Raw genomic sequence first — 15084 nt, 5'->3', positions numbered from 1 at the left:
TCGGGAGGTCCGGAGGGCAGACAGCCCTCCGGCGCTGGCCACAAGACCCGCCCTTAAACAGCCAGCATAGCATCCACCAACCGCGCCGCACCATGACGATACGGATCGACTGTCACAAGGCCGGTCCGTGCCTCAACCTCGGCACAATAGGCGATCGCCTCATCATCCGGCATCGCTGCCGTGTTGATAGAACACCCGATCGCCACGCAGGCAGGGTTCGCCACCCGCGCCAAAGACAGCGCCATATCACGCACCGCCTCGATGCTTGGCAAAGTATAATCCGGCAAGCCGCGCATATGGCCGCGTTTTGGCTCATGGCAAATCACCAGTGCGTCCGGTTGCCCGCCATGGATCAGCGCCAAGGTCACGCCCGAATAGCTGACATGGAACAGGCTGCCTTGCCCCTCAATCAAATCCCAGTGGTCGGCATCATTGTCGGGCGTCAAATACTCGATCGACCCTGCCATGAAATCGGCGATCACGGCATCCAGTGGCACACCGCCGCCGGTTATCAAAATCCCTGTCTGGCCGGTTGCGCGGAATGTGGCCTTGGCCCCGCGTTCGCGCATCTCGCGGTCCATGCACAGGGCGGTGTACATTTTCCCGACCGAACAATCGGTGCCAACGGCCAGCATCCGCTTGCCGCTGCGTTTAACCCCGTTCGCGATCGGGTATTTTACAGATGGAATGCGCACATCATGCAGCTTCCGGCCTGTCGCCTTCGCCACCGCTGCCAAATCGGGCTCATCGCGGAGCAGGTTGTGCAGGCCCGAGGCCAGGTCAAACCCTTCCTCTAGCGCCTGAACCAGCACCTTTTTCCACGCTTGCGAAATTACCCCGCCGCGGTTCGCCACACCGATTACCAGCGTTTTGCATCCGGCAGCCTTGGCCTCGGCCAAGGTCATATCGGGCAGCTTCATATCAGCTTTGCAGCCTTCCATCCGGAACTGGCCAAGCGCATATTCCGGGCGCCAATCCCTGATGCCCTGTGCCACTTTGGCAGCAAGCGGGTCGGCGGCATCGCCAAGGAACAAGAGGTAAGGTGTGTTAATCATGGTGGCTCTCACTTTCGGTCACTTCTGGCGTAGAATGTGCCATATTTTCTGAAATGTGTTAATTATTATTCCAAAAATTCAAGCCTATATGACAAGATTCTTGCTCATTTATCGCAAATATCGCTGTAATATTCCGTGATAGATGTGCCGCGCCGCCGCAAAATTGCTGCGCCGCAAAAAGAATTGGGTTGCAGGGCGCTGCGCAACAATCTAACCATTGTGGCGGAAAATAAGACATTTCATTACCAAGAGGTCCGACATGAGCTTTCGCCTTCAGCCCACGCCACCTGCCCGTCCGAACCGTTGCCAGCTCTTTGGCCCAGGCTCTCGCCCTGCGCTGTTCGAAAAGATGGCAGCGTCACAGGCGGATGTCATCAACCTCGACCTCGAGGATTCGGTGGCGCCCAGCGACAAAGACAGCGCGCGGGCCAACGTCATTGCGGCGATTGGTGCGGTGGATTGGGGGAACAAAACGCTTTCGGTGCGGATTAATGGTTTGGATACGCCTTATTGGTACCGCGATGTGGTTGATTTGCTGGAACAGGCGGGTGATCGGTTGGATCAGATTATGATCCCCAAAGTCGGCTGTGCTGCCGATGTTTACGCCGTCGATGCGCTGGTCACAGCGATTGAACGTGCCAAAAGCCGCAAGAAGCCGATCAGCTTTGAGGTGATTATCGAATCTGCGGCGGGCATCGCCCATGTCGAGGAAATCGCCGCCTCGTCGCCGCGTTTGCAAGCGATGAGCCTTGGCGCGGCTGACTTTGCCGCCTCGATGGGAATGCAGACCACCGGCATCGGCGGTACGCAAGAAAACTATTACATGCTGCAAGCGGGGCAAAAGCACTGGTCCGACCCGTGGCATTGGGCGCAAGCCGCGATTGTCGCAGCATGCCGCACGCACGGCATTTTGCCGGTTGATGGTCCGTTTGGCGATTTTTCAGATGATGAGGGCTTTCGTGCGCAGGCGCGGCGTTCTGCGGTGCTGGGGATGGTCGGAAAATGGGCCATCCATCCCAAACAAATCGCCCTGTCGAATGAGGTTTTCACCCCGTCGGACGAGGCCGTGAATGAGGCGCGCGAGATTTTGGCCGCGATGGAAGAGGCCAAGGCGCGGGGCGAAGGTGCCACCGTGTATAAGGGTCGTTTGGTTGATATTGCCTCGATCAAACAGGCCGAAGTGATTGTAAAACAATCGGAAATGCTGGCTGGCTAAGGCCATGAAAAAGGGCGGCTGAAAAGCCGCCCCAATTCAAACTGTGGGTCAAATCAGACTGCCGAAGCGATCCATGTTGCCAGCGCAGCCTTGGGTGCAGCGCCGACCTTGTTCGATACAACTTCGCCGTCTTTGAACAAAAACAGCGCCGGAATGCCGCGCACACCCAGCTCGGCCGGGCTGTTCGGGTTTTCATCTACGTTGATTTTGACGATCTTTACCTTGCCTTCGTATTCTGCAGAAAGCTCTTCCAAGGCTGGGCCGATCTGGCGGCACGGGCCACACCATTCTGCCCAGAAATCGACGACAACAGGGATGTCGGATTTGCGGACTTCGGCGTCAAAGGTTGCGTCGGTGACTGGGATCGTGGCCATTACATATCTCCTGAATGGAATGTATTTGCTAGGAAGGTAAGGGGGCGTCCAAGGGACGTCAAGGGAGTGTGGTTCGACTAAGCGCCGACCTCACGATATTGGGACATATCGGCATAAGCTGTGCCGAGCGCGTCCAAAGAAGGGCAACCTCGATCTGTTTGTCGGGGTAAATCTGGCACAGCGCTGTGTGATAGGCGGCCATTTGGCGCAGCAATCCATCCGGCACCGTCGCAATCGAATCGGGCACCAACAGGTTGGATTTGAAATCCACCGCAAGCACGCGGTCGGAGGTGACCAAAAGCCGGTCAATCGTGCCGACCATAGGCTTGCCCAGCAGCGTGGCGGTGATAGGGGCCTCGGCCAATGCACGGGGGCCGAAAAGGTCGGCAAAGGCAGGGGTCGTCAGCACGTTTTGCGCCTCGGCCAGCAATTCGGCAGCATCGGGGGCATCGGCCAGCAAAGCTGCGGCCAAGCCGGGCCAATCGGCGGGCGGATGTTTGGGCAGATGTTCCAGCAACACATGCAGGCGGGTGCCACGATCCTTTGCCGCGCGATTGTCATCATCGGTGGTGAAATCACCGGGCAGCGCCTTTGCCCCGCCAAGCTTGGACGGGTTCAGCGGCAGGTCGGGGCGGTTTTCGACCGCCGCATGGTCCTGCACCCACGCAGGCAGCGCCTGCGTTTCGGCAGCGGGTTTCACGATTGGCCCAATATCGGCGGGCCAGTCACCTTCGGCGAGACACAAGCCGCCGCCGGGGGCGCTGGTGGCACCGGCGGCGATCATCGCCTCTTGAATCAGCCGGTACCAGACCACGTTTGACGCATCTTCGTCATCTGATTTGTCTTTGCCGATAGAGCCCGCAGCCCCCACGATCAGCCAGCTTTGCGCCCGCGTCATTGCGACATAAAGCAGGCGCATTGCCTCGGCGTCTTCGCGGGCTTTGCGGGCGGTGCGGGCGTTGGCGATAGCCTCGGGGCTTTCGTCCTTTGGTGTTTTCCACGCGGGGCCTTCGGGCAAAACGAATAGTTCGTTCCGCTCGCGGGCGTTGTATTGCGCGGTATCGGGCAAAATAACAATCGGCGCCTCAAGCCCCTTGGAGCCATGCACCGTCATCACGCGGATACGTTCGCCCGCGCTGTCCATCTGGCGTTTCACCTCGACGTCATCAGTCTCTAACCAGCCTAAAAAGCCGGTCAGGCTGGGTACATCATTGCGTTCATAGGCAAGTGCCTGCGACAGTAGTTCGTCAATGCCATCCTCGGCCTCGGCCCCCAAACGGGCCAGCAACTTGCGGCGGCCATCATGGCGCGTCAGCATGCGTTCGATCAGATCATAGGGGCGCAGAAAGTCGGCCTGATCGCGCAAATCCGCAAGGATAGAGACTGTTGTGGCGTGCTGCGGGTCATTTTCCAGCGCCCGCCAAAGGAAGCCTTTGCGCGGCTGGGCAAGGCTGTAAAGCTGTTGTTCCGTCCAGCCAAACAGCGGGCTGCGGAGACAGGCGGCAAGCGCCAGGTCATCCTCGGGCGTGGCCAGAAACGACAGCAGGGCGGCAAGGTCGCGCACCGCCAGTTCGGCCCCAAGTTTTAACCGGTCTGCCCCTGCGATCGGCAGGTCAAGTGCCTTACAGGCCTGAATGATGCTGGAGAAAATTTCGGACCGGCGGCGCACAAGGATCAGGAAATCACCCGCATGCACGGCGCGGGTTTCCTTGCCGCCTTTGATCGGGATTTGCGTGCCTTTGGCGATGGTGTGGCGGATGGTTTCGGCAACCCGCTGCGCCAGTTTGGCGGCGTGATGTTCCTCGGAAATCAGATCAACGGGGTCGTACCAATTATCCGGTTCGGGATTGGGCGATTTTTCGATCACCGGCCACAGATCAACCCGCCCCGGCATGTCGGGGAAAAAGGCGATATGCTTTACCTCGCCGCCCAAACCCTTTTCGCGGCGCTCGTCAAAGGTCATGTCAACCAGCCGCAAAATCGTGTTTGAGGATCGAAAGGAATGTTCCAGCAGCAGTTCTTGGAGAGGGTCTTCAACCTGCTTCTGCTTGGCTTTGAACAGATCGCGCTTTTGGTCAAACGCCTCTACATCGGCGCCTTGAAACGAATAGATTGACTGCTTTTTATCGCCCACGACGAAAATTGTGCGCGGCTCGTCGCGTGCGCCACGGCCCGAGGTGAACTCATCCGCCAGCAGCTCAATCACGCGCCATTGGTCGGGGCTGGTGTCTTGGGCCTCATCGACCAAGATATGGTCGATGCCGCCATCCAGCCGGAACAGCACCCATTGCGCGACCAAAGGGTCGGTCAGCAACGCCTTGGCATAGGTGATCAGATCGTCAAAATCGAGCCAGCCCCGCGCCTCTTTGCGGGCCTTGTATTCGGGCAGGAAGGCGGCGGCAAAGCGGTGCAAAATGGCGGTGCGTTTGGCGGCATTCATCGCGATGCGGGCGCCCCGCGCTGCCTCTACCCGCCGCATCAGGGCTTCTAGCCGGTCCAGCAATGCCCCGAGTTTTGGCTGGGTTTTTTGGGTCGGAAACGTCCCTATTTTTGCACTAAACGGCGCTTTGGCCCCTGCACCGGTTAGCAATATACCCTCTAGGCCCGACAGCAGGCGCATGTCGGGCGTATCAAGGTTTAGCGCGTGCAATTTGCCAGCGGCCTTTGCGTCATTGGTTGACCCCGTGGCGATGATGTCGGCGGCCTCGGCCAGCCACTCCTCCTCACCGCCCAGAAAAACCTGCTCTAATATGGCGGTTTCGGTCTGGTCGTCGGGCACGTCAAACAGGGCACGGCAGTCGGCATCGGAAAGAAAGCTGGTAAAATCATTGCGGCGGTTTGCAACTTCGGCGGCAAGTGCACCGAAATCCTCGCCCGTATAGGCGCCGGCGAGTGCAGAGATGACCTCGGGCGCGCCACTATCGGCCAGTTCGTCTATGATTTCATCGCGCAGCAGGGCGGCGGCGCGGTCATCCATCTCGGTGAACTGCGGCGAGACCTTTGCCTCTAGCGGAAAGCGCCGCAAAAGCGAGGCGCAGAACGAGTGGATGGTTTGGATGCGCAGGCCGCCCGGCGTTTCAATCGCGCGGGCAAATAGCTGGCGGGCGCGGCCCAGACGGGCGGCATCAATGGCATCATCCACGCCCAGATCAGCCAGCGCCTGCCGTAGGGCCGCGTCTTCCTTCATCGCCCATTCGCCAAGGCGGGCGAACAGCCGGTTTTGCATCTCGGACGCCGCCGCCTTGGTGTAGGTCAGGCATAAAATTCGCCCCGGATCGACACCCGACAGCAGCATCCGCGCCACGCGGTCAGTCAGCACCCGCGTTTTGCCCGAACCTGCGTTGGCCGATAGCCAGGTCGAGGCGCGCGGGTTGGCCGATTGCACCTGCCGTTCCGAGGCTGCGTTGCGGATCATGTTATGTCCTCGGGGTTGGCCGCATCTGTCATTTCCCATTCGCCAAAACGGGCGAGGTGGTCATAATCGCCGGGGAAACGTTCGCCATGCATGGCGCGGCGTGAAACATAGCCGCGATCGGGCGACATATATTCAGCGATAAGATGGTGCAACTCTTCCCACACTTGGCCAAGGGTTGCTTCATCGGGTGTACTGGTGTCTTGTTTTGGGCTGGACCCAAGACCGATATAGGTGATGCCCTGCACATCGCGCGGGCCATCCAGCGCTTTGAAGGCGCCACGCGTGGCCATTGCCGCCTCTAGCAGCAGCTGCTTGTCAAAGTATTTTTGTTGGTTCGCATTTGGCGGGTTGCCGGTTTTATAGTCAAATATATGCACGCGGCCATCGGGCAGGGCATCTATCCGGTCAGGCTTGGCGGTTAGGGTAAAGGGCAGGCCGGTCAGATTGATCGCACCTTGTTCCTCGATCACAACGGGGGTGCCACCCAACGACGCCTCGACCCCCAAAAAGAAATCGGCGGCGCGGTGCATGCGTGACAGCCAGAGCGCACGGGCGGCCGGCCAAGGTACTTCCTCTGCTAAAACAGTCTCGGCAACGGCGATCAGGCGGGCATGGGCGGCATCGCGCGTCTCGTTCGGTGGGCGGCTGCGGGTAAAGGTTTCTAACACCTTGTGCAGAACCGACCCGCGCAACAACGCATCGGGAGACGGGCGGAGCGGGTTCAATTTGAACAGCCGCAAGATGTAACGGGCATAAATGGCGTAGGGATCGCGCAGAAGGGTCTTGATGCCAGTCACCGCCAGTTTGGCGGGCCGCGCGGCCACAGGCGGACGCGGGGCAGGGCGCCGAGCGTTGGCGACCTCAGCGGCGCGTTCGGCCGTTGCGGCAAGGCCAAGCCAGTATTGGCCGCGTGCTTTCATCTGCGCCAAGGCGGTTACGCCGCCTTGATCGGGCAACCCGTTCAACAGGTTCGTCAAACGGTTCACCCAGCGCGAGGCCACGGTCTCGGCGTCGGCACTGCGAACTGCGCGGCTGATGACAACGTGGGGCGCGGCAATTGCCTGTTGATAATCATGTGCCGAAAGGCCAATCCGGCGCTCGGGTAGCAGTAACCCGGCCTCGAGCCGCATGGCGCGGTTCATCCACGGGTCGGGCGGCGGCGATTGTGGCCAGATGCCATCATTCAACCCGCCAAGGATGACCAGTTCCGCCCCCTGCACGCGGGCCTCGATGGTGCCCCAAATCATGATGCGCGGGTGCGATTGCACAGATTCGCGCACCTCACCTTTGTTCAGGATTGCCTCAAACAAATGGCGGTAATCGGCAGGGGTCATGGTGCCGCCAAACGCGGCCTCGGATTCCAGTTCCGTCATCGTGGCCAGTGCACTAATGCCCGCCTCTTTTTCCCAAAGCTGGCTGGCTTGCGTGCTGGGGGCTGGACCAAGGGCCAATGCCTCGGCCAGTTTGCGGTGCCGGGCCAAGTGATCGGACAGCGGCATCGAGTCGATTGTAGGGCCTGTCAGGGTTGCCGCCAACCACTGCGCCCAAGGCAACACTTTCGGGTCTTTTTCGGCGCCTGCCCAAGCGACCAAATCTGCACCTTTTGGAAAGGCGGGGCCGTGGCGGCGCAGCTTTAGTTCCAGGTTGCGGGTGAACAGCAAGTGGTCGCCGCGCGTAATGTCGCCCTCGGCCACCTTGGCACTGGCGGTTAGCGGATGCTTTAGCAAAATCAACAGGGTCTCAGACGTCAGCCGGTTTTCAAACAGGTCCAGCACATGGCGCAAAAACCGCCCCGGTGCAGAGAGGGCCAAGGGCCGGCCCGCACTGTCATCGGGCAAGATGCGCCATCGATCTAACGCCGAGGTAACCTGCCGCGTCAGCCCACGATCAGGCGAGATCAGCGCGGCCGTCACGCCATCTTCGGCAGCTTTGCGCAAGATCAGCGCAATCGCCATTGCCTCGGCGCGTGGGGTCGGCGCCTCGATCAAGGTTATATCGGCGCAGGCTTGGGTTAGGTCGGGCAGATGCCGACCCTCGGTCAGCCATTGGTCGGTTACAGGGGCGGGGCGCAGCGACAATGAGATCAGCCGGTTTCGTGCGGGGTTAGGGGCGGGTTGGGGGTGCCAGTGCTGAACATCGTCGGGGCCAAGGCCAAGCATCTGCATCAGCTTGTAAAAGCGGTATTGCGGGTGATCTTCGGCGGTCAGTGCATCGCCCAAGCCGGACCAAACCGCCGTTGGCAGATCAAAATCAAACCCTGGCAAAATGATTGCGCCTTGCGGCAGCTTTGCCACAGCCTGCATGAACAGCGCTGTGGTGCCACGTGAACCGGTTGAGCCCGCAATGATCACCGGATCGCTGGGGGGTGCGATTTTCCATTGTGCAGCGATTGCTTGCACCAACATACGCTGGCGGGTTTGGCTGTCGGGCTGGTCCATCTGGGCCAGCAACTGCGCAACAATTGCCATGAATTCGCGCGTCCGCGCCCAATGCGCCGAGTGGTTGGCGACATCAAGCGTGGCAATTGTGTCAGGCGAAACGCCCTCGCCCTGCATTTCATCCAGCAAGGTCGCAAGGCTATCGGCAAGGTCATAGAGCGCTGAACGTGGCGCAAGATCGGGCTGTTGCTGCAGCAAGCCTTCGATCAACTGTGCCAACACCAAGCGCAGCCGCAAAGGTAAGACAGAGGGCGGAATGCCTGCGGCGGGAAAGGCGGTTTCAAGGTCAGTAACAAGGTGTAGGCGCGGTAAAAAGCTGGCACCTTGGGCGATAAACAACTCGCGTATGCGGCGCTGCATGCGGGTGGTGTTGACATAAAGCGTGACCCGCGCCATCGCCTCGGGCGGTTCGCCCATCAGGCGTTGCTTTAGCCCTGCGACCAGTTGGGCAGGGAAATCGGCACCCGGAGGCAGGGCAAAGATATGCGGACCTGGATTAGGAAACATCGGCGGCGTCCAGCATGTTTCCGGCTTCGGTGATGCCTTCGGGGCGGCCGACATCGCACCAACCGCCCGAATGCAGCACGCCATATGCGCGGCCCTGTGCGATCATTTGATCCCACAGGATGTTGATAGAAAAAGATTGCGCGGAAATGGCATCGATGCCCAATGGCAACAAAATTTGCGCGCCCAGATAGGCCAAACCCGCGGCGCCATTTGCGCGCGAAATTCGGCCATCAGATGCCAGAATAAAATCACCCGCCCCGCGAAACCCTTTGATCTGCGCCGGCGGGGCCAGCAGCAAAAGCGCATCCATCCGGCTGGGATCCCACGCATCTTGCAGGGTGACAAGCGGGTTTGGCCCTGTCCAGACGGCATCGGTGTTCAGTGTGAAAACCGGCCCCGTGCCAAGTTGGGGCAAGGCCGCGCGCAAGCCGCCGCCGGTTTCCAGGATTTGCGCCGTTTCCCACGACAGGGCGATTTCGGGCCTGTCTTGCAGGTGTGCGGCAATTTGGTCACCCTTGTAGTGCAGATTTACCACTGTTTTGGTCAACCCGGCGCCCGCAACCTGATCAAGCGCATGATCAAGCAAGGCCTTGCCCGCAACTTTGATCATTGGTTTGGGCTGGTTTTCGGTCAGAGCCCCCATGCGGGTGCCAAAGCCCGCCGCAAACAGCATCACCGCGTCGGGTTTGTTCCGCATTGCGCGCGTATCCTTTCAAGGGCGTCAGGGTTTGGTTCTGGCAACCAGAGTGCGCAAATTTCGGCCAGATCGGCAAGCGCAGGATGTGCTAAATTGCGTTGCAGCTGGCCCCAGACCCGCGGGATAAGTGATACATATTGCGCCTTGCCCGCGACCAAACACAGCCGCGCAAAGACGCCCAGAATGCGCAGTGCCCGCTGTGCGCCTATTGTGGCATAGGCTGCGTCAAAGTTGGGGCTATTGGCGCCCGCCTGAAACCGCAAAATCATTGCGGCCTCGGTCCGGGGGGAAACATCGCGCCGCGCGTCTTGCAGCAAGGACACCAGATCATAGGCAGGCTGCCCCATTTGCCCGAGTTGGAAATCAAGTAAACCGACGCGCGCATTTCCCATCCGGTCGGGCAGCCAGAGCAGATTTTCAGCGTGATAGTCACGCAATATCAATACGCGCGGGCCATCGGCATGGGCCTTTAGGGCTTGCGTTAAGCAGCTGGCAAAAGCAGTGGTATTGCCAGCGTCACCGGTTATGGCAAACCGATACCATGTCAGGGCAAAACCGGCAGCCTCGGCCCATTCTTTGGTCTGCAAATTGGCGAGGCCTTTTGGCGCTGGATGGGATTGAATGTGCAACAAAACATCGGTGGCCGCGGCATAAAGCATGGGTTCCTGCGACGGGTCTGCTGCAACCAATCGTGCAAAAAGGGCGTCGCCCAGATCCTCGATCAACAAGAACCCCTGTTGCAATTCGCGGGCTATGATCTGCGGGGCAGACAGGCCCAGTGCATTCAAATGTGTGGCAATGGCGATGAAATCGGCAGGGTCGTCGCCTTTTCCTGGCGGAGCATCCATCAGAACCGCGGTTTTACCGTGCAAATGCAGCCGCTCATAGCGCCGGTCCGAAGCGTCGCCGGCCAGAAAGGTACGGGTTGCTTGGCCCCACCCTGCATCGGCCAGAAAAGAGGTTGCGGCGCTGGCTCGGCTATTCATGTGGTGGCAATGCCTTTTGAATTGCTTGCAGCAGGCCAGTGCGGCCGCCGGATAGCACGGCCTCGCGTCCATCGTTTTTGGGGCGGAGCACTATGCTCAGGGCAGTTTTGGGCACTAGATCGCCCAATCTGTCTGGCCATTCGATCAGGCAAATGCCGCTTTCGAACGCAGCCTCCAGCCCCAGTTCCAGCACCTCATTCGGGTGTGACAGGCGGTACAGATCGGCGTGCCAAATTTCACAATCATCCGCTTCATAGGTTTGAACCAATGTGAATGTGGGCGAGGGGACATCTTCGGCGCGGTTAAGCCTGGCCTGAATCAACGCACGCGAGAGGTGGGTTTTGCCGGCCCCAATGCCACCGCCAAGCAAAACCGTATCGCCCGGCTGCAAAAGAGTTGCCAAAAGATGCCCCAAAGCTGTCGTCGCGGCATCATCGGGTAAGTAACATGTGATCGGGGTGTTGATTGGCATGCGCGTAGTTTTACGCGCTACAGTTTCCTGCGCAAGCGAGAAGCAGACCTAACCTGCCAATTTACAAGGGGCCGAGGACGTGAATCCGGAACCTTCTGCATCACCTCCTTCCAATCGGAATGTGGCCATTGTGGCACCGCCGGCCAATGGTGAAAACCTGCAGACCAAGCGCCGCCCGTCAGACAGTCTTACATCGTCTTGCCATGCTTGGCGCGGGCCCATTTCGACGGCGAAATCCTCGGCACGGTCCCAGAGTGTGGTTGGCGCAGATACCGCGCGCCAATGCTTGCAGACGGCTGCAAAACTGCCCTCTGAACCCAGTGACGCGGCTGGATCGTGTTCCCAGAGGTCGGAATAGGCCGCGTTTGACATGACCAAAACACCCGAAGCGGAAAACACAGCAATCGCTGCATCTACAGCATCAATCACCGCCTGCCCAAGTTCAAGATCGGCCCGATAACGCCGGGTCTGGGTCATTTCACCGGAAATATCTTCAAATGACAGCGCAAGCGCGCCGTTCGGATGCGGCCTTCCTGTTACCCGATAGGTTTGCCCGCCTGACAGGCTCCAGGTCTCTTCATAAAGGCCCGAGGCGGCGGCCTCTTCGATGTCGGTAATTTGGTTGCGCCAGCTTTTATAGTTGCGTGGCTCGGGGATCATCGACGCCTCTCGCAAGGCATCAAAAAAAGTTGGGAGTGTGGGCCGTTTGGTCAAGAGATCAGGGGACAGGCCTGTCAGATCAAGTAGTGCCGGGTTGAACAAAACCAGCTTGCGCTCATGGTCAAAAATCGCAAGGCCGGTTGGCAGATGCGCAAATGTTTTGGTCAGGGTTTGCATAAAGGCCCGCAGGCCCTCTTCGGCCTTGACGGTTTTGTCGGCCGGCAGCGCATAGCATTGCAGTTCCTCATTCTGCCAGAATGCAAAGATGTCAAACCACCGTGGCTCGGCCCCCTCATGGGAAAGAATTTTCTTGCGTTCACCCAACATGGGTTCGGTTTGGGGGGGCAATCGCGGAAAAAGCTTGGGCAAGGGCCAAGTCAGATCTTCATCTTCATTCAGCCGTTCGGTTGCAAGGTTCAGATAACTTGTGTTGGCCCAAATGACGTCACCGGCCTCCGATTCCCGCCAGATTGGCAGCGGCGCTTTGGCAGAAATTTGACGCAGCTGCTCCAACTCATCACGGATGGCACGCCGCGTTAGGGGGTCAAGAGCTGTGTTTGAGCCGGCATGCTCGGTCTCTATCACGCTGATTCTGGTCAGCCCGCCGCGCATTTCGGCCCGCAACAACAAGGGCGCGCTGCTATCATCTTCGGCGCTACCCATCGTCAGACTGCCTTGGGTTGCAAGAGAATCGAGTTTGGTTGCTGCGCCAGGAAATTTTTGTTCGAGATAGCTTATCAACCCAGGCCACGCGGAAGTTTTGTCTTGGCACGCTTTTGGCAGCAGGTTACGCGCCACGGGCGTCGCGTCGATCAATACTTTGTTGTCGAACAAATATTCCGCATTTCCATGAGTTTCGAGGAAAAGGCTATCAGGTCTGCGCAGTGCCTTTCTTTGTAAAAGAGACACCAACAGAAGGCCCAGAAAGGCCGAAAAAAATCCGGTCACCAACAAGGTTATCGCAAGCGAATGATCTATTGTCATGACTGGCCCCCATTTTTGCCAAATACATCCTAAGATTGCATTGCAGAGGGTTAATGGGGCATTAATACGTCATCAATAGATTGAAGGTATGTACATTATGGCGACAGTATTGCAGTCGCGACGTGAATATGGGGTTAGCTGTCGATCGGGGTGTTAACGCCCAACGCACCATCGCCCTGGGCCACGATGTCAGGTAATGCCCAAATGAGTTCGACAATCGCGCCGCAACGGGCCGGTCGATCGGAGGTTTGCGAGGTCGAATCGTACCCGTTTGCAAAAGACAACTCGGCGCCTGAGCGCTCCAACAGGGTTTTGGCGATAAATAGGCCAAGCCCCATGCCTTCATAGCCCGGCCGCGTCTCTTGTTTTTGCGCGCTATTGCGCTGGCGGACAAACGGGTCGCCAATACGGACAAGGATGTCATTGCTATAACCGCGCCCATCATCGACCACGCGAACAGTCAGGGCCTTGGTGCTCCACTCGGCGTCAATCCAAACGGTTGTTTCTGCAAAATCCACGGCATTCTGGATCAGGTTTCGGATGCCGTGGATCACTTCGGGTTTGCGCTGGATCATTGGCTGTGAAGTCGGCGCCCCCGCAGTGGCATGCAGATCGAACAAGATCTTTTTGCCGCGGTCAGCGTGAGGTTCTGCGGCGTCTTTCAACACCGCCCCAAGCGGTGCGCGCATCAGATGCAGGTCATTTTTGCCCGCCCGCCCCATAGACCGCAAAATATCACGGCACCGGTCGGCCTGTTCTTTGATTAGTTTCGCATCATCACGCAGATCGGGGTGGTCGGACAGTTCTTCGATCAGTTCAGCGCTAACCAGTTTGATCGTTGCCAGCGGCGTGCCCAGTTCATGCGCGGCGGCGGCGACGACGCCGCCCAGATCTGTCAGTTTCTGCTCGCGCGCCAGCGCCATTTGCGTGGCCAAAAGCGCATCGGACATCGACCGGATTTCAGACGAAACCCGGTGCGAATAGAGCCCGAGAAACAGAATGCCGATCACGATGGACAGCCAGAATCCGACCTCTAGCAAACGCGGCACTGTCAGAGTGGTTCCATCAGCATAGTGCAGCGGAATGTTGAAAACTGCCGCAAGGCTGACCAACCAGATCGCCATAAGGCCGATAATGATGGTTGTTCGTGATTGTAGGGCAAAAGCCGAAATGATTACAGGTGCAATGATCAGCAGCGCAAATGGGTTGGTCAGGCCGCCGGTCAAATAGAGCAAGAATGAAAGCTGCCCCAAATCGAATAGCAAGACCAGCATTGCCTCCATATCCGAGAGTCGCCGGTTCATAGGATAGGCTACCGAAGACACAAGATTGGCGATAACCGACGCGCCCACCACAAGGCAGCACAGCCCGAGTGGCAAACCGATACCAAGAAAAAAATAGGCCACGGTGATCGCGGAAAGCTGGCCGCCGATGGCCATCCAGCGCAAGACGATCAAAGTGCGCAACCGCAATCTGTTCTCGCCGCCTGCGCCGAAAAAGGCACTTGTTCCGGTTTTTATCATTGCATTGCCCCGCCAGCACAAAAAGACTATCTCAACTGATAAGAGGCGCTTGCTGGGGTTTCAACGCAAACCCGCCACAGGTGTTGCCGGAAGGGTTGCGAGTGAGGATAAGAAGATGACCAAGATTTACGCAGGAATTGCTGTTGCAGCTATGGCCGGGCTTTTGGGAGGGTCTGCCTATTGGGTTTATAGCAACCAGTCGGGCGATAAATATGCCCAATGTCGCGGTGGCCAGGTTGGTGGCGGATCGATTGGCGGGCCGTTCACGCTGGTAAATTCCAAAGGCGAGACGGTGACAGATAAAGATGTCATCACCAAGCCGTCACTTGTTTATTTTGGCTATACTTTTTGCCCTGACGTTTGTCCGCTTGATAATGCCCGCAATGCCGAGGCCGTGGATATTCTGGAGGAAATGGGGCTGGACGTGACGCCAATCTTTATTTCCATCGACCCCGAGCGCGATACACCTGAAAAGATGGGCGAATTTGCTTCTATCATGCATCCAAAAATGATTGGGCTAACCGGAAGCGAAGAGCAGGTAAAAGCTGCCTCGCTTGCCTATAAAACGTATTTCAAAAAGCAAGATTCGGGGGATCAGTATTATCTCGTTGATCATTCGACCTTTACTTATCTGATGATGCCGGGGCTTGGTTTTATGGATTTCTTTAAGCGAGAGACTACGCCAGATCAGTTGGCCGAAACGGTTGCGTGCTTTATCGGGGCAAGCTGATCACAGGTATGTGTTAAATCGAGCTGT

The 15084-nt window shown here is 58.3% G+C and carries 11 protein-coding genes; 2 read left to right on the top strand and 9 right to left on the bottom strand.

Annotation, left to right across the window (positions count from 1 at the left end; all coding sequences use genetic code 11):
* Positions 1 to 53 precede the first annotated feature (53 nt).
* Entirely contained in the window at positions 54 to 1055 is a 1002-nt protein-coding gene (gene dgcN / locus AKU79_RS01800) for an N-acetyltransferase DgcN (protein ID WP_050521879.1), read from the bottom strand.
* A gap of 259 nt (positions 1056 to 1314) precedes the next feature.
* Between dgcN and AKU79_RS01795 the strand changes: the two genes are divergently transcribed.
* Positions 1315 to 2271 carry an L-malyl-CoA/beta-methylmalyl-CoA lyase gene (locus AKU79_RS01795; protein ID WP_050521878.1) on the top strand — a complete coding sequence of 319 codons (957 nt, stop codon included), beginning with the start codon at positions 1315 to 1317 and terminating at the stop codon, positions 2269 to 2271.
* A 53-nt stretch (positions 2272 to 2324) separates the two neighbouring features.
* On the opposite strand, the gene trxA is transcribed toward AKU79_RS01795, so the two are convergent.
* The 8 genes from trxA to regB all read right to left on the bottom strand — a co-directional run bounded on the left by trxA (position 2325) and on the right by regB (position 14327).
* Positions 2325 to 2645 carry a thioredoxin gene (trxA, locus tag AKU79_RS01790; protein ID WP_050521877.1) on the bottom strand — a complete coding sequence of 107 codons (321 nt, stop codon included), beginning with the start codon at positions 2643 to 2645 and terminating at the stop codon, positions 2325 to 2327.
* A 58-nt stretch (positions 2646 to 2703) separates the two neighbouring features.
* The gene (gene addA / locus AKU79_RS01785) at positions 2704 to 6060 is read right to left on the bottom strand and encodes a double-strand break repair helicase AddA (protein WP_050521876.1); all 3357 of its coding nucleotides are present in this window, start codon (positions 6058 to 6060) and stop codon (positions 2704 to 2706) included.
* Complete coding sequence (gene addB / locus AKU79_RS01780) at positions 6057 to 9005, bottom strand: double-strand break repair protein AddB (protein WP_050521875.1); 2949 nt, start codon at positions 9003 to 9005, stop codon at positions 6057 to 6059. Before addB ends, addA begins: the two co-directional genes overlap by 4 nt.
* Positions 8995 to 9702, bottom strand: a complete 708-nt coding sequence (locus tag AKU79_RS01775; RefSeq protein WP_050521874.1) for a nucleotidyltransferase family protein — start codon at positions 9700 to 9702, stop codon at positions 8995 to 8997. The genes addB and AKU79_RS01775 overlap by 11 nt, the downstream gene beginning before the upstream one ends.
* Positions 9678 to 10688 (bottom strand): aminoglycoside phosphotransferase family protein, encoded by a 1011-nt coding sequence (locus tag AKU79_RS01770; protein ID WP_050521873.1) that lies wholly within the window; start codon positions 10686 to 10688, stop codon positions 9678 to 9680. Before AKU79_RS01770 ends, AKU79_RS01775 begins: the two co-directional genes overlap by 25 nt.
* The gene (gene tsaE / locus AKU79_RS01765; protein WP_050521872.1) at positions 10681 to 11160 is read right to left on the bottom strand and encodes a tRNA (adenosine(37)-N6)-threonylcarbamoyltransferase complex ATPase subunit type 1 TsaE; all 480 of its coding nucleotides are present in this window, start codon (positions 11158 to 11160) and stop codon (positions 10681 to 10683) included. Before tsaE ends, AKU79_RS01770 begins: the two co-directional genes overlap by 8 nt.
* Before the next feature lie 48 nt (positions 11161 to 11208).
* Positions 11209 to 12483, bottom strand: coding sequence for a PAS-domain containing protein (locus tag AKU79_RS01760; RefSeq protein WP_231580078.1), 1275 nt, complete (start codon positions 12481 to 12483; stop codon positions 11209 to 11211).
* 455 nt (positions 12484 to 12938) lie between these two features.
* Positions 12939 to 14327 (bottom strand): sensor histidine kinase RegB, encoded by a 1389-nt coding sequence (gene regB, locus AKU79_RS01755; protein ID WP_050521871.1) that lies wholly within the window; start codon positions 14325 to 14327, stop codon positions 12939 to 12941.
* 115 nt (positions 14328 to 14442) lie between these two features.
* Between regB and AKU79_RS01750 the strand changes: the two genes are divergently transcribed.
* Positions 14443 to 15057: an SCO family protein gene (locus tag AKU79_RS01750; protein ID WP_050521870.1), complete on the top strand. Its 615-nt coding sequence runs from the start codon at positions 14443 to 14445 to the stop codon at positions 15055 to 15057.
* Positions 15058 to 15084: the final 27 nt, after the last annotated feature.

The organism is Pseudorhodobacter wandonensis (assembly GCF_001202035.1).
Classification (GTDB): Bacteria; Pseudomonadota; Alphaproteobacteria; order Rhodobacterales; family Rhodobacteraceae; genus Pseudorhodobacter; species Pseudorhodobacter wandonensis.
Note: the sequence above shows the minus strand (reverse complement) of the source record. Positions and strands in the feature narration are given on the sequence as shown.

Excerpts from the sequence above, each read along its gene's own strand:
- dgcN (WP_050521879.1), bottom strand. The coding sequence starts at position 1,055 with ATGATTAACACACCTTACCTCTTGTTCCTTGGCGATGCCGCCGACCCG.
- AKU79_RS01795 (WP_050521878.1), top strand. The coding sequence starts at position 1,315 with ATGAGCTTTCGCCTTCAGCCCACGCCACCTGCCCGTCCGAACCGTTGC.
- trxA (WP_050521877.1), bottom strand. The coding sequence starts at position 2,645 with ATGGCCACGATCCCAGTCACCGACGCAACCTTTGACGCCGAAGTCCGC.
- addA (WP_050521876.1), bottom strand. The coding sequence starts at position 6,060 with ATGATCCGCAACGCAGCCTCGGAACGGCAGGTGCAATCGGCCAACCCG.
- addB (WP_050521875.1), bottom strand. The coding sequence starts at position 9,005 with ATGTTTCCTAATCCAGGTCCGCATATCTTTGCCCTGCCTCCGGGTGCC.
- AKU79_RS01775 (WP_050521874.1), bottom strand. The coding sequence starts at position 9,702 with ATGCGGAACAAACCCGACGCGGTGATGCTGTTTGCGGCGGGCTTTGGC.
- AKU79_RS01770 (WP_050521873.1), bottom strand. The coding sequence starts at position 10,688 with ATGAATAGCCGAGCCAGCGCCGCAACCTCTTTTCTGGCCGATGCAGGG.
- tsaE (WP_050521872.1), bottom strand. The coding sequence starts at position 11,160 with ATGCCAATCAACACCCCGATCACATGTTACTTACCCGATGATGCCGCG.
- AKU79_RS01760 (WP_231580078.1), bottom strand. The coding sequence starts at position 12,483 with ATGGGTAGCGCCGAAGATGATAGCAGCGCGCCCTTGTTGTTGCGGGCC.
- regB (WP_050521871.1), bottom strand. The coding sequence starts at position 14,327 with ATGATAAAAACCGGAACAAGTGCCTTTTTCGGCGCAGGCGGCGAGAAC.
- AKU79_RS01750 (WP_050521870.1), top strand. The coding sequence starts at position 14,443 with ATGACCAAGATTTACGCAGGAATTGCTGTTGCAGCTATGGCCGGGCTT.